At 64.7% G+C, this 22545-nt stretch carries 9 protein-coding genes; 6 read left to right on the top strand and 3 right to left on the bottom strand.

Annotation, left to right across the window (positions count from 1 at the left end; genetic code table 11):
- The first annotated feature begins 8 nt into the window (after positions 1-8).
- The 3 genes from IB273_RS31345 to IB273_RS03785 are packed head-to-tail and all read left to right on the top strand — an operon-like array spanning position 9 to position 9220.
- Entirely contained in the window at positions 9-7214 is a 7206-nt protein-coding gene (locus tag IB273_RS31345; RefSeq protein WP_225610070.1) for an MBG domain-containing protein, read from the top strand.
- A gap of 2 nt (positions 7215-7216) precedes the next feature.
- Positions 7217-8965 (top strand): ShlB/FhaC/HecB family hemolysin secretion/activation protein, encoded by a 1749-nt coding sequence (locus IB273_RS03790; protein ID WP_192223287.1) that lies wholly within the window; start codon positions 7217-7219, stop codon positions 8963-8965.
- Between the two features lie 48 nt (positions 8966-9013).
- The gene (locus IB273_RS03785; protein WP_081520861.1) at positions 9014-9220 is read left to right on the top strand and encodes a hypothetical protein; all 207 of its coding nucleotides are present in this window, start codon (positions 9014-9016) and stop codon (positions 9218-9220) included.
- A gap of 6 nt (positions 9221-9226) precedes the next feature.
- Here the strand turns inward: IB273_RS03785 and IB273_RS03780 are convergent, their stop codons facing one another.
- Positions 9227-10948 (bottom strand): response regulator, encoded by a 1722-nt coding sequence (locus IB273_RS03780; protein WP_192223286.1) that lies wholly within the window; start codon positions 10946-10948, stop codon positions 9227-9229.
- A gap of 154 nt (positions 10949-11102) precedes the next feature.
- On the opposite strand from IB273_RS03780, the gene IB273_RS03775 reads away from it, so the two are divergent.
- Positions 11103-15656, top strand: a complete 4554-nt coding sequence (locus IB273_RS03775; protein ID WP_192223285.1) for an autotransporter outer membrane beta-barrel domain-containing protein — start codon at positions 11103-11105, stop codon at positions 15654-15656.
- 274 nt (positions 15657-15930) lie between these two features.
- Here the strand turns inward: IB273_RS03775 and IB273_RS03770 are convergent, their stop codons facing one another.
- Entirely contained in the window at positions 15931-17376 is a 1446-nt protein-coding gene (locus IB273_RS03770; RefSeq protein ID WP_192223284.1) for a SulP family inorganic anion transporter, read from the bottom strand.
- Positions 17377-17467: 91 nt separating this feature from the next.
- The gene (locus IB273_RS03765; RefSeq protein ID WP_081517049.1) at positions 17468-18028 is read right to left on the bottom strand and encodes a TetR/AcrR family transcriptional regulator; all 561 of its coding nucleotides are present in this window, start codon (positions 18026-18028) and stop codon (positions 17468-17470) included.
- 196 nt (positions 18029-18224) lie between these two features.
- Between IB273_RS03765 and IB273_RS03760 the strand changes: the two genes are divergently transcribed.
- Positions 18225-19385: a MexC family multidrug efflux RND transporter periplasmic adaptor subunit gene (locus IB273_RS03760; RefSeq protein WP_192223283.1), complete on the top strand. Its 1161-nt coding sequence runs from the start codon at positions 18225-18227 to the stop codon at positions 19383-19385.
- 26 nt (positions 19386-19411) lie between these two features.
- Positions 19412-22543, top strand: a complete 3132-nt coding sequence (locus IB273_RS03755; protein ID WP_192223282.1) for an efflux RND transporter permease subunit — start codon at positions 19412-19414, stop codon at positions 22541-22543.
- Positions 22544-22545 lie beyond the last annotated feature (2 nt).

The following is a 22545-nucleotide window of genomic DNA, read 5'->3' as shown; positions in this document are numbered from 1 at the left end:
GCAGCATCATGAAAGACCTACCCTCGCACACCTCTTCCCACGGCACCTGCCCCAGCCGGCTGCACATCCTGTGCATCGCCGTGGCGCTGGCCGGCGCCGGCATCCCCTTGACCGTCATGGCCGGCGACGCCCTGCCCCAGGGCGGCAGCATCATCTCCGGCAGCGGCAGCATCAGCCAGAACGGCAACGAGATGACGGTGAACACGCAAAGCGCGCGTACCGCCATCAACTGGCAGCGCTTCAGCGTTGGCGCAGACAACCGCATCACCTTCAACCAGCCCGACGGCAAGTCCGTCACCCTCAACCGCGTCATCGGCAGCGACCCGTCGAAGATCTATGGCGCGGTGACCTCCAACGGCCAGCTGATCCTGGTGAACCCCAACGGCGTCTGGATCGGCCCGAAGGCACATATCAGCTCCAGCGCCCTGGTCGCCAGTGCCGGCTTCCTCACCGAGGAACAGGCTAAACAGTTCGCCGAGAGCGGCAAGCTGGACATCCAGCTCACCGGCAACGTGACCAACCAGGGCCGCATCACCGTGCATGACAACGGCATGGTCGCCCTGCTAGGCGCCCAGGTGAACAACGCCGGCGTAATCCAGGCGCGCAAGGGCATGGTGCAACTGGCGACCGGCCCGCAGGCGACCCTGGACTTCCACGGTGACGGCCTGCTGAACATCGCCGTGAGCGGTGAGCCCGGCGAGAAGAACAGCGTCAACCCGGACGTCACCGGCGGCGTACACAACAGCGGCGAAATCGACGTCGGCAACGGCACCGTTGCGATGAGCGCCGCCCGCGCGGCCAAGCACCTGGATTCGGTGATCAACGTCGGCGGCAACGTACTGGCCGACTCCGTCTCCACCGACGGCGGCACCGTGGTGCTGGGTAATTCGGCGAAGACCAACGTCACCGGCAGCATCAGCGCCACCGGCGTCAATGGTGGACAGATCAAGGTACTGGGCGACGAGGTGAATGTCGCCGGCTCCGCGAAGATCGACGCCAGCGGCACCCAGGGTTCTGGCGGCAAGGTGCTGGTAGGTGGCAGCTATCAAGGCAAAGGAACCGAGCAGGCGGCGAAGAACACGACCGTGGCCAAGGGCGCCCAGCTCAAGGCCGACGGCAAGACCGATGGCGGCCAGGTAGTGGTCTGGAGCGACGGCAAGACCCATTTCGCCGGCCAGGCAAGCGCCAAGGGTGGCCAGCGCGGCGGTGTGGTGGAAACCTCCGGCCAGCAGCTGACCGTCACCTCCGACGCGAACGTCTCCACCAAGGGCAGCGCGGCTGACGGCACCTGGCTGCTGGACCCGGCCACGGTCAACATCGAGGCGACCGACACCGATGGCAGCGGCCAGGGCTCGGTGGCTGCCAGCGCCATCGTCAACGGCCTGGCTCAAGGCAATGTGACGATCTATGCAACTGACACCCTGAACGTCAACGCCCCGATCATTGCCACCAACTTCGCGACCGTTAACAACGACGGGCGAACCAGCAAATCTACTCTCGCCCTGATTTCCTCAGGCAACGCAGGTACGGTCTCCGCCTATACCGGGACGGACAAGACCCGCACCAGTGGTGCAGTCAATATCCGTGCGCCGATCCTGCTCAAGGATGGCAACCTCTACATCAGCGCCACGGGGGACATCCGGCTGATCGACAACGCCGGAAGCGCCACGGGGGACGCGGCTTACAACAAGCGCGCGATCATCGATGTCGGCTCTGGCGTGGCCTGGCTGAAAACCGGCGACACCGCATCGATCTTCCAGGACAACAACACTGCTCTGATCGGCGACAAGGTAGCCCTGGACGGTGCGAGTGTGCGCATGGAAAGTGGTCTCAACTACGCCGGCACGCTGGCAGGCCAGGCCAGCAACGGTATCTTCCGCTTCACGCAGACAAATGCCACTGGCGATGAACCTATCACTACCGACACCGTCACGGCGCCCTACACCGGAGAGCAATTGACCGGGGTGAAGGCCTACACCCTATCTGTGGTTGGTTCGCAGAACATCACGTCCTATCAACACGCCAATGAAACCTATCGCAGTGTGACCCTCAGTGCTGGCGGGCAGCAGTTCGATTACATCATCTTCGAGGCCACCAGCTATACCGGGCGTGATGGGAGAACCATCAGCCCCGCAACCCTGCTCACCTATCTGGACAGCTCAGACTACCTGGTCAATGGGCTCAGCTTCAGAGACACCAACAACGTCCAATGGCAGTTCATCCCGGATGGCACGAAGGATGGCCTGACCAAGGTTCTTCGCAACGGCGTAGAAGTGAACACGCCAGTGGGATTTTCCCTGTCTGGCGTGGGTGGCGTAGCAGTCGCCGGCACCACTTCGGACTCTTCGAATAAACCTTACTGGGGCGTGCTCGGCGACTACATCCCCGGCGCCCAGCTGCAGGCGGAAATCCAGTACAACGAGCAGACCCAGTCCTCCCAGCAACTGGCGATCAAGCTGGGCTCCACCACCACCTCGGTGCTGGCGCAGATCGGCTGGTTGATGAACGACGGCAGCAACACCACCAACGATGCCCGTTACGAAAACGCCAAGGTGCAATTCCTCAGGACGCAGGACAGGACTGCACAGAACGTCCAGATCACCTCGAACAAGGCTACTGTCACCGCCACTCCGGCTGATGCCAGTCGCACCTATGGCGATGCCAACCCACCGCTCTCGCAATCCCTGACCGAGAACACCCAGGCTTCGAAAGTCAGCGGCATCGACAACTACGTTGACCGGATGCTCGGGCGTACCGGCATCACTCAGTCTGAGCCCACAACTGCGGCTACCCAGCAATCGAATGTCGGGCAGTACGACATCAAGGGTGGCCTGGCTGCCGGGTCGTTTGCGCAAAAACGATATGAACTCAACAGTGGCACTGGGAAACTGACAGTCACCCCTGCTGAATTGACTGTCACTGCTAAAGACAAAGCCAAAACGTATGGCACTGTAGATCCGACATTAGATTATGAAGTAGCCGGCGAGAAGCTTGGACAGACTGGTGCTGATATTTTAAATGGCGGAGCACTAGCCAGGGAGGCTGGCGAGGATGTGATTCCTGGTGGATACGCCATCAACCAGGGTGGGTTGGGCTTAAACAACGGGCCAGGTGGAAACTACACCCTCAAGTTCGTTGACGGGAAGCTTGAAATAGTGCCTGCCGAACTTGTCATGCAGGCCGGAAATGAATACTACGTATATAACGGAACCACTCAGTCTGTTAATGGTTATGCTTATTATGGGCTGATTCCTGGTGACGAGGCTGTTATTAAGAATGTAGTCCTGTCGGGACAGGGCAGAGACGTAGGATCATATGTCACCAGGATCAATGGTGTGACATTAGATCCTTCGAAATCTGCAAACTACACTGTTCGAATTTTGGATGGCCTGCTTACTATCACTCCTGCTCCGTTGACTCTCACGGCCGGTAGCGCGCAATACGTCTACGACGGCATGTCGCACGCCGCCCCATGGTTCACTGCTCAGGGCCTCATGAATGGCGACACGATCAGAAATGATTCGGTAAAAATCTCTGGTCAAGGAACCAACGTTGGGTCTTATGTCAATCAGATTGAAAGTTTCAATCTAGATCCTTCGATAGCGCACAACTACTCAGTCTCGTTAATGAATGGTCAAATCACCATCACGCCAGCTGAACTTCGAGTTCGTGCGCTGGACGCCGGCAAGACTTACGGTGATGCTGATCCTCTCCTTGAGTACTCTGTGTCAGGGCTTGCGCAAACTGACAGTCTGAGCAAAATTCTGAGCGGCGCTATTGCCAGGGAATCTGGTGAGAACGTGGGTGAATATGGAATAAATAAAGGCACTCTTGGAATGACGGGGGAGCTTTCGCAGAACTACATCCTTCACTTTGATGACGGCGTGTTTACTGTGTCGCCTGCGACATTGACAGTTCAGGCTAATGGGGTGACCAAGTTTTACGGTGATCTCGACCCTGAATTGACCTATCGGGTTTCAGGCTACAAAGGGAATGACACGCCTGAGACGTTGGTGAGTGGCCAGGTCGTCCGAGACGCTGGCGAGAACGCTGGAACCTATGCCATCAACCAGGGAACCGTCGGCCTCACGGGTGCCGCCGGGCAGAACTACATCCTCCAGTACACAGGCGGAGATTTCGTCATCACTCCTGTCTCCTTGCAGGTTGAGGCCAACTCGCATACCAAGGTTTATGGAGACGTTGACCCAGAACTCACCTACAAGATCAGCGGCCTGAAAAACGGCGACCAGGAAGCTGATGTGGTTAGTGGCACCCTCACCCGCCAGACCGGGGAGAATGTCGGCAACTATGGCATTGGGCAGGGCAACGTAGGCCTGACAGATGCAGCATCAGGCAACTACATCTTCACCTTCGTCGATGGCCAATTGGCAATCATCCCGGCCAAGTTGACCGTACACGCCAAGGACGATGGAAAGGTCTATGGCGATGCCGATCCGACCTTCTCTCATGTGGTCACTGGGTTTAAAGGTACTGACACAGAGTCTTCCGTACTCAACGGTGGTTCCGTGGCCCGTCAGGCTGGCGAGAACGTGGGGAGCTACGGCATCGGCCAAGGCACTCTGGATCTCAATGGCGGTGTTGGCTCGAACTACATCCTGGACTTCAAGGATGGCGTGTTCACCATCTCCCCCGCCACGCTGACCGTCACCGCAGATGGCAAAACCAAGGTCTATGGTGAGGCTGATCCGACCCTCAAATACCGTGTCGATGGCCTGAAGGGCAATGATGTCGAAGCTGATGTGATGAACAGCGGCTCCCTGGTTCGCCAGGCCGGCGAGGACGTCGGCAACTACGGCATCAACCAAGGCTCTGTAGACCTCAATGGTGGGGCCGGGAAAAACTATGTCCTGCACTACGAGGCAGGCACCTTCTCGATCACCCCGGCGACTCTGGTGGTCACTGCAGATGGCAGCACCAAGGTCTACGGCGACTTTGACCCCAAACTGACTTACTCCGTGACCGGCATGAGGAACGGAGACACCGAGGATCAGCTGGTTGCAGGCAGTGTGGTCAGAGATGCTGGCGAGAATGTCGGCAGCTACGCCATCCGCCAGGGTGACGTCGACCTCACCAGCGGCAAGGGTCAGAACTACGTACTGAGCTTCGCCAACGGCACCTTCACGGTGACCCCGGCCACCCTCGAAGTGACTGCTGACAGCCACACCAAGGTCTATGGCGATATAGACCCGACTCTCAGCTACACCGTGACCGGATTCAAGGGTTCTGACAGCGAAGCAAATCTGGGCCTGAGCGGTGACCTTTCTCGGGCTACCGGCGAGAACGTTGGCAACTACAGCATTGGCCAAGGCAACCTTTCGGTAGGTGGGGACAGCAACTACGTCCTCTCCTTCGTCAATGGCAACCTGGCCATCACCCCCGCCACGTTGACCGTCAAGGCCGATGATCAAACCAAGGTCTATGGCGATGCAGATCCTCTCCTGAGCCATGTGATTACCGGCTACAAGAACGGCGATACGGAGGCATCTGTTCTTAAAGGCGCCATAGGCCGTGAGGCCGGCGAGGATGTCCGGGCCGGCGGTTACACGATCCACCAGGGCAGCCTGGGCCTGAACAACGGTCAGGGCAGCAACTACGTCCTGGAGTTCGAGAACGGTACGTTGCACATCACTCCGGCCCAGTTGAACGTCACGGCGAACAACGACGGCAAGGTCTACGGCGAACTTGATCCGACCCTGACCTTCAAGGTCGATGGCCTGAAAGGCGCTGACAAGGAGACAGAGGCTCTGGCCGGCCAGCTAGTGCGCCAAGCCGGCGAGGATGTGAAGGAAGGCGGCTATGCCATCAACCAGGGCACCCTGAGCCTGACCGGCAAGGCTGCTCAGAACTACATCCTCACTTACGACAGCGGCACCTTCACCATCACTCCCGCGACCCTCATGGTGCGCGCCGATGACAGCACCAAGGTATATGGTGAGGTCGACCCGACGCTCAGCTACCAGGTCACTGGGTTCAAGCATAGTGATGACAAAGCCTCCGTGCTAAGCGGCAACGTCGCTCGCCAGGCCGGCGAAGATGTGAAGGCCGGTGGCTACACCATCGGGAAAGGCGACCTGACTAGCACCACCCAGAACTACATCCTCCACTACGAGGAAGGCACCTTCACCATCACCCCGGCGTCGCTGCAGATCGACTTCGACGACCATTCCAAGGTCTATGGCGAGATCGATCCGGCCCTGACCTACCGGGTGAATGGACTGAAGAACGGCGACACGAAAGAGTCGGTCATGAGCGGCCAGGCCTCGCGGGCGGCCGGCGAGAACGTCGGCAACTACGTCATCGGCCAGGGCACAGTAGGAGCCAATGGCAACTACATCCTGACCTTCAACGAGGGCAAGCTGGCGATCACTCCCGCAGAGCTGACTGTCACCGCCGACCACAAGACCAAGGTCTACGGCGACCTCGACCCGACGCTCACCTACAGCGTCAGCGGCCTGAAGCACGGCGACACCCAAGCCTCGGTCACCACCGGCAGCCTGGCGCGCATCTCCGGCGAGAACGTCACGCCCGAGGGCTACGCCATCACACAGGGCAACGTGACCCTCACCAGCGGCAACTACCGCATGGTGTTCAGGGACGGCAACCTGCAGGTCACTCCCGCCCCGCTGGTGGTCACTGCCGACAACCAGAGCAAGATGCACGGTGCGGCTGACCCGACGCTGACCTGGAGCGTCAGCGGCCTCAAGGGCCAGGACCCGGCCTCGATCGCCCAGGGCTCGCTGCTGCGTGCTCCCGGCGAGGACGCCGGCAGCTACGCCATCAGCCAGAACCAGGCCTTCAGCGCCGGCAACAACTACAGCGTCAGCTTCAGGGACGGCGCCCTGACCATCACCGGTCCGCTCGCCCCGGTACCGCCGGAGCAACCCGGCCTGCCGCCGCTGCCGATGACCGCGCAGTCCCCCGGCAACGCCCGCTGCACCGCGCTGGAGTCGCCCTCGGCGGCCTCGGCCAACTACTCGGTGTCCCCCGCCGTGGTGCGCAGCTACGCCGTCCAGCTGGTGTGCAAACCGCGCTCCTACCAGGGCAAGGCCAGCACGACGGCGGACCTCAGCGACGTACTCACCTACGCCAACAGCCTCTTCAAGGACGGCCACTTCATCGTCCCCGAGGCCAAGCGCAGCGTGATTCCCCAAGACCTCAAACCCACTAGCAGTACAATCAAGGGAGGGAAATAGCCATGAAAGGCATTCCTTCGAAACTGCACATCCTGGCGGTCGCCGTGTGCTCCGCCCTGTTGCTGGTCCAGGCCCCGGCGTTCGCCGGGCCGCGGGCCCAGCTCGACCCCGGCCGGGTGGAAATTCCCCGCCCCGACGGCGGCCGCGAAAGCTCCACGCAGATGCCCTCGACCCTGCAACTGCCGGACACCGTGGTCGTCCCCGAAACCGAAGGCCCGCCAGCCGAGATGGTGGTGAACCCCAACGACACCACGCGCTTCCAGGTCGACAAGGTGATCATCCGTGGCACCACGCTCTACGCCCCCGAGGCCTTCGCGTCGCTGACCGCAAGGCTCGAAGGCCACCGCGTCACCCTCGGCGAAGTCAACGCGGTGGTTGCGCAAATCACCCAGCGCTACCGCCAGGCCGGCTTCCTGCTGGCCCGCGCCTACCTGCCCGAACAGCGCCTGGAAAACGGCGAACTGCTGATCCAGGTCTTCGAGGGCCGGGTCAACGAAGTGAAACTGCAGGGCGACAGCAACAAGGCCGTGCAGCGCTACGCCGACAACATCCGCCAGGAAGTGCCGCCGAAAAGCGCCACACTCGAGCGCAACCTGCTGCTGATGAACGACCTGTCCGGCCAGCAGAGCCGTGCCACCCTCGCCGCCTCGCCGGTGGAGCAAGGCACCGACCTGATCGTCGAAAACCAGCTGCGCAAGTACGAAGGCTTCTTCGGCTTCGACAACCGCGACAGCCGCTACTTCGGGCCCTGGCAGGTCTACGGCGGGGTCGGCGTCAACGACCTCACCGGCCGTGGCGACCACCTGGGCATCCGAGCCGGGCGGTCGGTGGAAGGCGACAAGATGACTTTCTTCGAAGGCCAGTACGACCTGCCGGTGGGCGGCCAGGGTGATGTGGTGAGCTTCCTCGCCCAGCACAACGACGGCCATGCCGACACCTACTCCTTCCTCGACGCCAACAGCTCCGGCGATACCTTCGCGGTACGCATCACCCGTCCGTGGGTCCGCCAGCGCGACCAGACCTTCAAGACCTCGGCCGCCTTCACCTGGTACAACGGCAAGTCGGAGTACCTGGACGATCCGCACAACCCGCCGTCCAGCGACGACCGCCTCCGCGCCATCCGACTCGGCGCCAGCTACGACTTCTTCGACGGTTTCGGCGGCAAGAACCTGGTCAAGGCCGAACTGAGCAAGGGCCTGAAGATCATGGGCGCCAGCCAGGAAGACCGCGCCAACCCGTCCCGCGAGGGCGGCAGGACCGACTTCACCAAGCTGCAGGTGGACGCCCAGCGTCTGCAGGACCTTTCGAAGATCATCGACGGCATGAATCTGTACATTGCCGGTACTGCACAGACCTCGTTCGGCCAGACGCTGCTCTCGCCCGAGCAGTTCGGCGTCGGCGGCAGCGAGTTCGGCCGTGGCTACGACCCGTCGGAAATCACCGGCGACAAGGGCTTCGCGGTGAAAGCCGAGCTGCAGTACAACCGCCTCCATACCTTCCGGGATTACGCCGTACCGACCCAGTACTACGCCTTCTGGGACTTCGGCAAGGTGTGGAGCGAGGAGCCGAACTGGATCAGCAGCGAAAGCCTGTCCTCCACCGGCTTCGGCGCGCACCTGCAGGTGTTCAAGGACACCTACGTCTCGCCGGAGGTCGCCTTCCCGCTGACCCGCTCGGTCTCGGCCAAGGAACTGGACGACGACAACGGCAAGGCGCCGCGTTTCTACCTCAACTTCCTCAAACTGTTCTGAACCACGACGGGCGGCCGCCTATCCGGCCGCCTCCCCCCGGAGGTTTCCATGTCACACCAGAATCTGCGTACGCTGCGCAGCGTACGCTCCACCGCCTTCAACAACGAAGTGGCCGCCGAACTCCTGCGCGAGCTGGCGCCGCTGATCGCCAACCAGGAACTGAACCGCCGCATGCGCTGCGCGGCCCGCCAGCTGCTGCTGGACGCCGAGGCCCTGGAGGACGCTTACCAGCAGATGAACGAACGGCAGCACTGAGTCAGCTCAGATGACCAGGGGCAGGTCGAACTCCAGGCGCAACAGGCCTTCGCCCTGCTCGCCCTCCAGCTGCGACAACTCCCCATGGAACAACAGCACCATCCGCTGTACCCGCGCCCGCGCCCAGCTCGCCGGCTCGCCGGTGTCCACGAGCCTTGCCAGGCACTGCCAGGGAGACACCTCGATACGCAGGCGCAGGAGCCCTTTGAGATACCGCCAGTTGCTCAGCCGCAGGCGGATCGTTGCGTGGTCCGGGTTACGTGGCACCGCCTCGATCAAGGCTTCGAGCAGCTGGCGGTAGTAGCCCGCGTCGATCCAGACCTTCCTCAGGCTGAGCACCCCCGGCCCGAGATCCAGCCGGTAACCGGCGGCCTGCAGCTCCGCGCGCTGGGGCTGCAGGATTTCCTCGGTGAGCCGGCCCAGTTCGTGCGCCTCACTGACCCGCTCGGCCACATGGTGCTGCAGGTCGAGCAGGGCATCCAGCTGGCGCAGGCTCGCCAGCATCGACTGCAGGCCCCCGCGCGAAGCCTCCAGTTCAACGTCCGCCAACGTGACCACGTCCTCTTCGCCGGATCGCCGCACGGAGGCATCGAGCCCACCGAGCTGTTCACGGAAATCCGCCACGATCCTGGCCAGCAGGTTGGTCTTCAGATGGCTGCGATAACGGCTCTCGAACAGGCCGCTACGCAGCTCCGCCAACTGCTCGTCGCGCTCGTCCAGGGACAGCATTCCACCGAGCATTCCCAGCATCCGCCCATCCGCGGAGCGATGCGGCACGCACCAGGCGAAGTAGGTGCCGACGATGGTCGAATCATCCAGCGATATTTCCTCGGCGATCGGCTCCTCGCGCAGCACCGCCTCGCGATAGCGCTGCGCCGTGCGCTCGCGCAACGATGGTGACAGCCAGTGGGCATCCTCGAAACACCCTCCACGGACTTCCTCGAAAGTCCTGCCGACACGGTTGAGAAACGGGAGGTTGCACAGCAGCAGGCGGCTATCCATATCCCGCACGAACATGGGGTTGGGCGTAGCATCGAGCAATGCGCGCAGCAGGCCCAGCTCATGCTCGAGCTGCGGATCGGCCGGCGCCACGGTCGTCCCCTCCGCGGCCAGCAGCCCGAGGCTCTGCGCCACCTGCAGCAACTGCACGTCACTGCTGACATTGAGCTTCTGGTGCAGGCGCATCTTGTAGGTGCTGATGGTCTTGTAACTCAGACTCAGCTGGTCGGAAATCTCCTTATTGGAGAGCCCCCGGCCAAGCATTTCCAGAACCGTCAGCTCGCGGCCGGAGAGGCGTTCCAGCTCCGCCCGGCCATCGGCGTCGGTCGCCTTCGGCCCTTGCGTGGCTCCGCGCGGGAAGTAGCTGCGCCCGCGCAGCACGGCGGCCAGCGCCTTCTCCAGCTCGGCGGCCGGCTCGTCCTTGCCGACGAAGGCATCCGCGCCCGCCTGCAGTGCACGGCCGGCATAAACCTCACGCTCCTGCGCGCTGAACACCAGCAGGCGCACGCCATCCATCGCGGCGCGCAGGCGACGCAGCACATCCAGGCCGCCCAGGCGCGGAATCGCCAACTCGATGATGACCACGTCCGGGCGCCGTTCGCGGCAAAGCGTCAGCGCATCCTGGCCGTTGTCCGCCTCGCCGATCACCTGGTGCCCGGCACGACTGACCAGCGCGCGCACCCCGTCACGGAGCACCGGCTGGCCGTCGACCAGCAGGATGGTACTCATTCCCTGTCTCCCTCCTTGCTTGTCCCGCTACCAGCGTAGACCAGCCCTGAAGGCGGGAGTCACTCCTACAAGCTGATGACAGCGGCTCCGACATTCACCAACGGACGCTCCCCGGAGACTGGCGGCAATTTTTCCTTGCCTCCTGGAGGCTGCCATGAAAGCCAACCAGCCCTTCCTTTCCGGTCTCAGCCACTCCCGCCTGGCCCAAGCCATCAGCCTCGTGCTGGCCAGCGCCTTCGGCCTGCGCATCATCCGCGCCGAAGCCGAGGACAACGTCGCCGAGACCGATTCCGAAGACCTCAACCAACCCTCCGAAGCCGGCGTGCTCTTCGACCCGCCGCATCCCTCCTACCTGGACATCGCCTTGCAGGCCGCCCACGAAGCACCGCAAGCCTTCGCCGGCGTGGGCCTGCTGGGCGCCCCGCCGCCGATCAGCGTGACGCTGGCCGGCAACGCCGGCATCGTCAGCGGCGACCATGCCGATACCACCATCCGCCTGGCCGCCGCCAACACCAGCGGGATACGGACCAGCGGCAACGGCAACCTGGGTTATGCCGGCGGGCGCATCGAAAGCAGCGCCACCAGCGCGGCGGCGGCCAAGGGACAGACCGCCGTGCACGTCGCTGCCGGCGACACCCTGCGGATGACCGGCAGCAGCATCGCACTCGATCCGAAGACCACCGCCGGAGTCGCCATCACCGCCAACGAACTGACCGGAATGAAGATCGACGTCAATGGCGAAGCCCGCCTGACCGATACCGACATACTGGTCGGCGGCGGCGCCAAAGGCACCAACAACCGCGGGGTGGTGGTCGACGGGGGGCAGTTGGAGATGTCCGGTGGCTCGGTCATCACCCAGTCCTGGGGCGCGGTCGGCCTGTCACTGGAAAACGGCGCGAGCGCCAGCCTGGACGGCGTCGCCATTGCCACCAGCGGCGCGCGCAACAGCAGCACTGGTGGGGCCCACGGCATACAGGTGGGTGGCGGCAGTTCGCTGTCCGCCGAAGGAATCGACGTGACCACCAGCAACGGCTCCGCCTATGGCGTACGCGCTGACGACGGCGCCCAGGTCCGCCTCACCGATAGCAATGTAAGCACCGCCGGCGGCTATGGCCATGGCGTGCTGGCCGCTGGCAGCGCTACCCAGGTCGCCATCGACAGCAGCGAGATAGTTACCACTGGCAAAGGCTCAGTGGGTATCTGGGCGCGCGAAGGTGCCCAGGTGGAAATGCGCGGCGGCGAGATCCGCACCAGCGGCGCCGCGGTGTCTGTCGCCTCGCCGGTGGACGATGAAAATCCCTTGAGCCTGAGTCACGGGCTATTGGCGACGGGCGCCAGCACCCGCATCGAGGCCAATGACGCACTGCTGAACATAGGCGGAGGCAGCGCCAGTGCCGCCCGCGCGGAAGACGGCGCGCACATCAGTCTTGGACACAGCGAGATCAACGTCAGCGGCAATGCCACCAGCACCACGACGACGGCTGTCCTGCACGCTACAGGTGGAAGCACCATCGAAGCCGCTGACAGCAACATCCTCAGCACTGGCAGCAACGTTGGCGGTGCACGCGCAGAAGGCACCGGCAGCAGCGTCAGCCTGAGTAACGGCAGTGTCTCGGTGCACGGCACCGGCAGCGTCGTCAACCCGGCCGCCGGGGCGCGGGCCATGGGCGGCGGCGCGGTGAGCCTGACCGACATCGCGCTGGATGTGCACGGCATCAACTACGGCCATGGTGTGTCCATCGAAGGTGCCGGCTCCACCGGCAGCGTGGCAAATTCCAGCATCGCGGTCGACGGCAATCGCGCCATCGGCCTGAACGTCACCGGAGGCGGCCACGCCACCCTCGACAACAGCAGCGTCTCGGTCGACGCTCAACCCGGAGGCGCCGGGCCCTGGTCCCCCGGAGTACTGGTGGAAGGCGCCGGCTCGACGCTGAAGATGACCACCAGCGATGTGCGCACCACACAGAAAACCAGCTACGGCGTGCAGGTGCGCGAAGGCGCCGATGTTGTCGTGGAACACGGCAGCGTCACCACCTCCGGCAACTACTCCACCGCGCTGGGCGCCGGCAGCTCCTCCTCCGCAGCGCCCGGCTCGACACTGACCGTCAACGACGTGACCGTCACCACCCACGGCAACGACAACGCCATGGGCATCATCGCCGACCTGGGCGCCACCGTGACCGTCCACGGCGGATCGGTCACCACCACCGGCAGTGGCTCGCCAACCGCCGGCAACCTCACCTTCCCCCACGGCCTGGCAGCGCGCAATCCCGGTGCCTTGCTGATGGCCGACGGCACCAGTGTGCGCACCACGGGCTCGCAGGCTTACGGCGCGGCGGTGGACGACGGCGGCAGCATGATCCTCGATAACCTCAGCGTGAAGACCGAGGGCGAATACTCCGTCGGCCTCTACGCCGGCATCGGCTCGATCAAGCCCGGCGCGGTCAGCCTGACGGCGGACCACGTCAGTGTGGAAACCCTCGGCGACCATGCCACGGGGGTGCTGGTCAGCCGGCAGTACAAGGACGATAGCGCGACACTGGACCTGAGCAATACCAGCGTCGCCACCCACGGCATCCAGTCCCACGGGCTGCGTGCCGAATCCGGCGCTGCGCTGAGCGCCCTCAACAGCACCGTCGCCACCACCGGCGAACAGGCCCTCGGCGTGCTGGCCAGCAATACCGCCAGCGTGCAGCTGGACAATGTCAGCGTCGGCACCAGCGGCGCACTGGGCCACGGCGTGGTGGCCAAGAATGCCGGCAGCGTCGATGCCGAGCGCCTCGTGGTCAACGCCACCGGCGATCAGTCCGCAGCCCTCTACGCCCAGGGCACCGATGCACAACCGGGAAGGATCAGCATCGACCACGGCTCGCTGAGCAACCGCGACGGCGCCACCATCGCCACTGCCGGTGCCGCCGATATCGCCCTCAGCCATAGCCTGGCGGGCGGTAGCGGCCAGTGGCTGAGCGTCGACGAGGCGATCGCCAGCGACGGCAACAGCATCCCGGACATGGGAACCGGCCAGTGGCAAGGTGTGGGCAAGAGTGAGGCCGCTGCCGGCAATGCCCGCATCGATCTCTCGACCTCGCTGGTCAGCGGCTCGGCGAAAACTGCCACGGGCAGCCACTCCGATGTGACCCTGCGGGACAGCAGCCTGTGGCAGCTCACCGGTGATTCCAACCTGAGCAGTCTGACCAACAGCGCCAGCCTGATCGACTTCAGCGCTGACGGCGGCTACAAGAAGCTCACCAGCAACGACTACCACGGCGCCAACGGCACCCTCGCCCTGAATACCTACCTGTACAAGGACGACTCACCCTCCGACCAATTGGTGATCGACGGTGGCAAGGCCGACGGCGAGAGCAACCTGCTGATCAAGAATGCCGGCGGTCCCGGCGCCCTGACCCAGGGCAACGGCATCAAAGTGGTGGACGCGGTGAACGGCGGCACCACCGAGACGGATGCCTTCCGCCTGCTCAACCGGGTCAAGGCCGGCCCCTACGAATACACCCTGCACCGGGCCAGCCTGGACGACAGCAACGGCGAGGCCTGGTACCTGCGCTCGAACCAGGAAGCGGCGCCGGTCGATCCGGTTGACCCTGTCGATCCGGTTGATCCTGTTGGTCCGGTTGATCCTGTCGGCCCGGTTGATCCCACGACACCGGTGACACCTGTCGAGCCGGTCGCGCCGGAGCGCTCGGCACCGTCCTCCCGGCCCAACTACCGCGGCGAAACCTCGCTGTACAGCGCCCTCCCCGCCATGGCGCTGAACTACAGCCGCGCCCTGGTCGACACCCTGCACGAGCGGGTCGGCGAGGAACGCCGTAACGTCAACGATCCGTTGCCCAGCGAGGAAGTGGACAGCTACGGCCCATCCCTGGGCTGGGGCCGTCTGATTCACCAGAAAGGCTCCGACAAACTGGGCAATGGCGCGGACTACGACTATCGCATCCAGGCCTTCCAGGTCGGCGCGGACCTCTACCGCAGCGAAGACACCGACGGCAGCACCGACCAGGCCGGGCTCTCGCTGCAGGCCGGGCGGATCAAGGGCAGCGTCGACCACACCGATGGCCAGGACGCCGGCGACGACACCCTGCGCTCCTACGGCATAGGCGGCTACTGGACGCACTTCGGCCCGGAAGGCTGGTACCTGGACGGCGTCGTGCAGTTCAACCGCTTCGACCTCAAGGCGCGCGCCAACGACGCCGGTTCGCTGAAGACCCGCGGCCACGGCATCACCGCCTCGCTGGAGGCTGGCTACCCGTTCAAGCTCGACTCCGACAAGACCCTGCACGTCGAGCCGCAGGCCCAACTGATCGTCAGCAAGCTGAAACTCGATGACAGCCACGACGACGCCGCTGACGTGCGTTTCGAAGATGTGGATTCGCTGACCGGCCGCCTGGGCGTGCGCGTCGACAAGGACTGGTTCCGCGAGGACGACCGCGGCAAGCAACAGCGCACCAGCGTCTGGGTCCGTCCCAGCCTGTGGCACGAGTTCAAGGGCAAGGCCAAGACCGAGTTCTCCTCGGCGGACGGCTACATCCCCTTCGGCACCGACATGGACGGCAGCTGGGGCGAACTCAACCTGGGCGTGGACTACCAGCTCAACGACCGCACCAGCGTCACTGGCTCGCTGGGCTACCAGCGCGCCCTGGACGGCGACGGACGCAGCTACGAGGGCATCCTGGGCTTCAAGGTGAAGTTCTAAGCACCGAGAAGTCCCTGGGGGAGCCAGCGCTCCCGCAGAAGCTGAAAGATCGTAGGGCGCATAACGCGCCAGCGTTATCCGCCGACGCGGTATCGGCGGATAACCCGTTCCGGGTTATGCGCCCTACGTGCTATGCCCGCTTCTGGTCCGTAGACAGGACCGTAGGATGGGTGGAGCGCAGCGATACCCATGCTGCTGGCGCAGGGATCGATGGGTATCGCTGCGCTCCACACCATCCTACAAAACACACAACCCTGCCAGCCCGCTCCGCAACTCAGGCGTGCTGCGCGCCGGCCCGCTTGAGCAACTGCTTGCAGCGCTCGGACAGGTGCACCACCCGCAGGTGCTTGCCGGCCTTGCTGTAGCGCTCGCGCAGGGTCATCAGCGCGGCGATGGCGGAATAGTCGACGAAGCTCAGGTGCGCGCAGTCCAGGGTCACCTGCTGCGGGTCGCCGGCCGGGTCGAACTGGTTGAGGAAGGGCGTGGTGGAAGCGAAGAACAGCGTACCGTGGACGCGGTACAGCTTGCTGCCATCGGCCTCGTCATGGATGTCTGCGTACAGCTCGCGGGCATGCTTCCAGGCGAAGTCCAGCGCCGCCAGGATGATCCCGCAGAACACCGCGGTAGCCAGGTCCGTGGCCACGGTAATGGCGGTCACCGCGATGATCACCAGCACGTCGCTCACCGGCACCTTGTTCAGCACCCGCAGCGAAGCCCAGGCGAAGGTCTGCTGGGACACCACGAACATCACGCCCACCAGCGCTGCCAGCGGGATGCGCTCGATCAGCGGCGAGAGGAACAGCACGAAGAGCAGGATCATCACTCCCGCCACCACACCGGAAAGCCGGCCACGACCACCGGAGCTGAGGTTGATCACGGTCTGCCCGATCATCGCGCAGCCACCCATGCCGCCGAAGGCGCCGGAGACCATGTTGGCCGCGCCCAGGGCCACGCACTCGCGGTCCGGGAAGCCGCGGGTCTCGGTGATCTCGTCGGTGAGGTTGAGGGTCAGCAGGGTTTCCAGGATGCCCACCATGGCCATGAGGAAGGCGTAGGGCGCAATGATCCGCAGGGTTTCCAGGTTCCAAGGGATGTCCGGCAAGGCGAACTGCGGCAGGCCACCGGCGATGTGCGCCATGTCGCCCAGTGTGCGGGTCGGCAGGCCGAGCAGGTAGACCGCCAGCCCGACACCCAGGATTGCCACCAGCGCCGGCGGTACCGCACGGGTCAGCTTCGGCAGCCCATAGACCACCGCCATGGTTACGGCGACCAGACCCAGCATCACGTAGAGCGGGTTGCCGCTGAGCCAGTGTTCACCGTCCTTGAAATGCTCGAGCTGGGCCATGGCGATGACGATCGCCAGGCCGTTGACGAAGCCCAGCATCACCGGGTGCGGCACCATCCGCACCAGCTTGCCCAGGCGCAGCAGGCCGAACAGGATCATCACCACCCCGCCCAGCAGCACGGTCGCCAGCAGGTACTGCACGCCGTGTTGCACGACCAGCGCGACGATCACCACCGCCATCGAACCGGCGGCGCCGGACACCATGCCGGGGCGCCCGCCGAACAGCGCGGTGAGGGTGCAGAGGATAAAGGCGCCGTACAACCCCATCAGCGGGTTGAGGTGGGCGACCAGGGCGAAGGCGATGCACTCGGGCACCAGCGCGAAGGACGTGGTGAGTCCGGCCAGGACATCGGCACGCAGGCGGGCGGGTTTCATTTTTCTACTCGAAAGCGGGGAACACGAAGGGCCGGCAATGGTACGGAAAACCACTTCCAGCCACCACCCGCTAATCCCGCATCGAAGTGCGTCAGGCCTTGGCAGGCGCCGCTGCGCCGTTCAGGAACAGCTGCTCCAGCACAGTCGCCGAACTGGAGCTGGCCGCACGTCCGCGCCGCTCCGCATCGACCATGCCGTAGATCATCGAGAGGAAGAGTTCGGTGAACACCGCCGCGGTGACGTCGATGCGCAGCACGCCGGATTGCTGGCCGCGGAGGAAGAAGGCATCCAGCGCGTCGCTGTAGGACTGCCAGCGGCCGTCCATGCACGGATCGAGACTGTCGGGGCTGTACTGGAACATCAGGAACACCAGCACTTCGCGGTGCGTCAGGTGCTCCTGGATCAGCTTGCGCAGCGCCGTCAGCGGCTCGGCAGTTTCCAGCTCGCAATTGCTGACGACCTGGTTGAGCACCCGCTCGCCGTACCCCATGAGCATTTCCACCAGGTTGTCGCGCGTGCCGCAGAAGCGATGCAGCGTCGCCTTGCTCACCCCTGCCGACTCTGCGAGTTCCTTCAGCGTCGCCCGCGGGCGGTCGACGATGGCGGCGGCAAGCGCCTTGAGGAGTCGTTCATCATGGGCAGTCAGGGACATCAGCGGGCCTCGGGTCGGTGACCGGTCAGAGGGTCAAGGGAAAGGGTGGGATAGCTGCATTGTGCAGAAAAAGTCCCAACCTACCAAAGGAAATGACACTTTTGCTCACACTTGTTTCACATGAGTCAATATTGACTCATTTTAGCTTCGGAAAGATCATACGCAACCTCTTAGAAAGACAGACCCCGGGTGAAACATGGGCAGGTTGCGTGCAGTAGGGACAATCAGTGCGCTGGTGACAGCGCTGGCACTGGCGGGTTGCGGTCAATCCGGCGAGCCGCCGGCAGCTACCGAGGCGGCGCGCCCGGTGGATGTGGTGGCGGTAGCGACCGAGCCTCTCACCCTGACCTCGGAGTTGCCGGGTCGTATCGAGCCGATGCGCGTCGCCGAAGTGCGCGCGCGGGTGGCGGGCATCGTGGTGCAGAAGCGCTTCGAGGAAGGCGCCGACGTGAAGGCCGGTGACCTGCTGTTCCAGATCGACCCGGCGCCGTTGAAAGCCGCCGTGTCCCGCGCCGAAGGAGAACTGGCGCGGGCCCAGGCCGCGCAGCAGGAAGCCCAGGCACGGGTGAAGCGCTACGAGCCACTGGTGAAGATCGAAGCGGTCAGCCAACAGGACTTCGACACCGCCACCGCCGACCTGCGCAGCGCCCAGGCCTCGGTACGCTCGGCCCAGGCCGACCTGGAAACGGCACGGTTGAACCTGGGCTATGCCTCGGTCAAGGCGCCGATTTCAGGGCGCATCGGTCGTGCGCTGGTGACCGAAGGTGCTCTGGTCGGCCAAGGCGATGCCACGCTGATGGCGCGCATCCAGCAGCTGGACCCGATCTACGCCGACTTCACCCAGCCGGTGGCCGATGCCCTGCGCCTGCGTGAAGCGCTCAAGAGCGGCAACCTCCCCGCAGGCCAGAGCCAGGCCCTGAGCCTGCGCGTCGAAGGCACCCAGTACGAGCGCCAGGGCGAACTGCTGTTCACCGATATCTCGGTGGACCGTGGCACCGGCCAGGTTTCGCTGCGCGGCAAGTTCGACAACGCCGACGGCCTGCTGCTGCCGGGCATGTACGTGCGCGTCACCGCCCCGCAAGGCACCGACGCCAAGGCCATCCTGGTGCCGCAACGCGCCGTGCAGCGCGCCACCGATGGCACCGCCCATGTGCTGGTGATCGGCGAAGGCAGCCGCGTCGAGACCCGCCAGGTGCAGACCGGCGCCATGCAAGGCTCGCGCTGGCAGATCAGCCAGGGCCTGGCCAGCGGCGACCAGGTCATCGTCGGCGGCCTCACCGGCCTGCAGCCGGGCGCCAAGGTCGAAGCCCGTCAAGCCCAGAAGCAACAGCAGCAACAGCAGGCGTCGCGTCAGTAAGGCGAGGATCGCCGCGAGGAATTCCCATGTCACTGTTCTTCATCAAGCGCCCCAACTTCGCGTGGGTGGTGGCGCTGTTCATTTCCCTGGCCGGCCTGCTGGCCATCCCGCTGCTGCCGGTGGCCCAGTACCCCAGCGTGGCGCCGCCGCAGATCACCGTCACCGCCACCTACCCCGGCGCCTCGGCGCAGGTGCTGGTGGACTCGGTCACCAGCGTGATCGAGGAGGAGCTCAACGGCGCCAAGGGCCTGCTCTACTTCGAGTCCACCAGCAACTCCAACGGCATGGCCGAAGTGGTGGTCACCTTCCAGCCCGGCACCAACCCGGAGCTGGCCCAGGTGGACGTGCAGAACCGCCTGAAGAAGGCCGAGGCGCGCATGCCCCAGGCCGTGCTGACGCAGGGGCTGGAGGTCGAGCAGACCAGCGCCGGTTTCCTGCTGATCTACGCGCTCAACTACAAGGAAGGCTCCGCGCGCACCGATACCACCGCCCTGGGCGACTACGCCGCGCGCAACATCAACAACGAGCTGCGCCGCGTACAAGGCGTCGGCAAGCTGCAGTTCTTCTCCTCCGAAGCCGCCATGCGCGTGTGGATCGACCCGCAGAAGCTGGTCGGCTACGGGCTGTCCATCGATGACGTGGGCAACGCCATTCGCGGGCAGAACGTGCAGGTGCCGGCCGGCAGCTTCGGCGCCTCCCCCGGCAGCACCGAGCAGGAGCTGACCGCCACTCTCGCCGTGAAAGGCACCCTGGACGACCCGGCGGAGTTCGGCCGCATCGTCCTGCGCGCCAATCCGGACGGTTCCACCGTCAAGCTGGCCGATGTGGCGCGCCTGGAAGTGGGCAGCGAAAGCTACAACTTCACCGCGCGCCTGGACGGCAAGCCCACCGTGGCCGGTGCCATCCAGCTCTCCCCCGGCGCCAACGCGCTGCAGACCGCCGCGCTGGTGAAGGAGCGCCTGGCCGAGCTGTCGGTGAACTTCCCCGACGACGTCGAGTACTCGGTGCCCTACGACACCTCGCGCTTCGTCGACGTGGCCATCGAGAAGGTGATCCACACCCTGATCGAAGCCATGGTGCTGGTGTTCCTGGTGATGTTCCTGTTCCTGCAGAACGTGCGCTACACCCTGATCCCGGCCATCGTGGTGCCGGTGTGCCTGCTCGGCACGCTGACGATGATGTACCTGCTGGGCTTCTCGGTGAACATGATGACCATGTTCGGCATGGTGCTGGCGATCGGCATCCTGGTGGACGACGCCATCGTGGTGGTGGAGAACGTCGAGCGGATCATGGCCGAGGAAGGCCTCTCCCCGGCCGCCGCCACGGTCAAGGCGATGGGCCAGGTCTCCGGCGCGATCATCGGCATCACCCTGGTGCTGTCGGCGGTGTTCATGCCGCTGGCATTCATGGCTGGCTCCGTAGGCGTGATCTACCAGCAGTTCTCCCTGTCGCTGGCGGTGTCGATCCTGTTCTCCGGCTTCCTCGCCCTGACCTTCACCCCGGCGCTGTGCGCGACGCTGCTCAAGCCGATCCCCGAAGGTCACCACGAGAAGCGCGGCTTCTTCGGCGCCTTCAACCGTGGCTTCAACCGCCTGACCGAACGCTACACGCGGCTCAACACCGCGCTGGTGAAACGTGCCGGGCGCTACATGCTGATCTACGCCGGCATCGTCGCCCTGCTCGGCTACAGCTACCTGCGCCTGCCGGAATCCTTCGTGCCGGTGGAAGACCAGGGCTACATGATCGTCGACATCCAGCTGCCGCCGGGCGCCACCCGTGCGCGCGCCGACGTCACCGGCCAGGAGCTGGAGCAGTTCCTCAAGTCCCGCGAGGCCGTGGCCTCGTCCTTCCTGGTGATGGGCTTCAGCTTCTCCGGCATGGGCGAGAACGCCGCGCTGGCCTTCCCGACCTTGAAGGACTGGTCCGTGCGTGACAAATCGCAGTCCGCGGAGGCGGAAACCGCGGCGATCAACGAACGCTTCGCCGGCATCAGCGACGGCGCGATCATGGCCGTGACCCCGCCGCCGATCGACGGTCTGGGCAACTCCGGCGGCTTCTCGCTGCGCCTGCAGGACCGCGCCGGCCTCGGCCGCGAAGCGCTGCTGGCGGCCCGCGACCAATTGCTCGGCGAAGCCAACGGCAACCCGAAGATCCTCTACGCCATGATGGAAGGCCTCGCCGAAGCTCCCCAGCTGCGCCTGGAGATCGACCGCGAGAAGGCACGCACCCTGGGCGTCAGCTTCGAGTCCATCAGCAGCGCGCTGTCCACCGCGTTCGGCTCCTCGGTAATCAACGACTTCGCCAACGCGGGTCGCCAGCAGCGCGTGGTGGTGCAGGCCGAACAAGGCGACCGGATGACCCCGGAAGCCGTGCTCAAGCTCTACGTGCCCAACAGCGCCGGCGAGCTGGTGCCGCTGTCCGCCTTCGTCAGCACCCGCTGGGAAGAAGGCCCGGTGCAGCTGGCGCGCTATAACGGCTACCCGTCGATCCGCATCTCCGGCGACGCCGCCCCGGGCGTGAGCACCGGCGAAGCCATGGCGGAAATGCAGCGTCTGGTCAGTGAGCTGCCGGCCGGCATCGGCTACGAGTGGACCGGCCTCTCCTACCAGGAGAAGGTCGCCAGCGGCCAGGCCACCCAACTGTTCGCCCTGGCGATCCTGGTGGTGTTCCTGCTGCTGGTGGCGCTCTACGAGAGCTGGGCGATCCCGCTATCGGTGATGCTCATCGTGCCCATCGGCGCCCTCGGCGCGGTGCTGGCGGTGACGGTCACCGGGCTGCCCAACGACGTGTACTTCAAGGTCGGCCTGATCACCATCATTGGTCTTGCGGCGAAGAACGCGATCCTCATCGTCGAGTTCGCCAAGGAACTCTGGGAACAGGGCCACAGCCTGCGCGACGCCGCGATCCAGGCCGCGCGCCTGCGCTTCCGCCCGATCATCATGACCTCCATGGCCTTCATCCTCGGCGTGGTGCCGCTGGTGGTCGCCAGCGGAGCCGGCGCCGCCAGCCAGCGCGCCATCGGCACCGGGGTGATCGGCGGGATGCTCAGCGCCACGCTGCTGGGGGTGATCTTCGTGCCCATCTGCTTCGTCTGGCTGCTATCGCTGCTGCGTCGCCAGCCCAAACCTGCGCATCAACCCTCGGAGGCCGCGCAATGACC

It is taken from the genome of Pseudomonas sp. PDM19, from assembly GCF_014852215.1.
Lineage (GTDB): Bacteria > Pseudomonadota > Gammaproteobacteria > Pseudomonadales > Pseudomonadaceae > Pseudomonas.
Note: the sequence above shows the minus strand (reverse complement) of the source record. Positions and strands in the feature narration are given on the sequence as shown.

Excerpts from the sequence above, each read along its gene's own strand:
- IB273_RS03790 (WP_192223287.1), top strand. The coding sequence starts at position 7,217 with ATGAAAGGCATTCCTTCGAAACTGCACATCCTGGCGGTCGCCGTGTGC.
- IB273_RS03770 (WP_192223284.1), bottom strand. The coding sequence starts at position 17,376 with ATGAAACCCGCCCGCCTGCGTGCCGATGTCCTGGCCGGACTCACCACG.
- IB273_RS31345 (WP_225610070.1), top strand. The coding sequence starts at position 9 with ATGAAAGACCTACCCTCGCACACCTCTTCCCACGGCACCTGCCCCAGC.
- IB273_RS03765 (WP_081517049.1), bottom strand. The coding sequence starts at position 18,028 with ATGTCCCTGACTGCCCATGATGAACGACTCCTCAAGGCGCTTGCCGCC.
- IB273_RS03755 (WP_192223282.1), top strand. The coding sequence starts at position 19,412 with ATGTCACTGTTCTTCATCAAGCGCCCCAACTTCGCGTGGGTGGTGGCG.
- IB273_RS03785 (WP_081520861.1), top strand. The coding sequence starts at position 9,014 with ATGTCACACCAGAATCTGCGTACGCTGCGCAGCGTACGCTCCACCGCC.
- IB273_RS03780 (WP_192223286.1), bottom strand. The coding sequence starts at position 10,948 with ATGAGTACCATCCTGCTGGTCGACGGCCAGCCGGTGCTCCGTGACGGG.
- IB273_RS03775 (WP_192223285.1), top strand. The coding sequence starts at position 11,103 with ATGAAAGCCAACCAGCCCTTCCTTTCCGGTCTCAGCCACTCCCGCCTG.
- IB273_RS03760 (WP_192223283.1), top strand. The coding sequence starts at position 18,225 with ATGGGCAGGTTGCGTGCAGTAGGGACAATCAGTGCGCTGGTGACAGCG.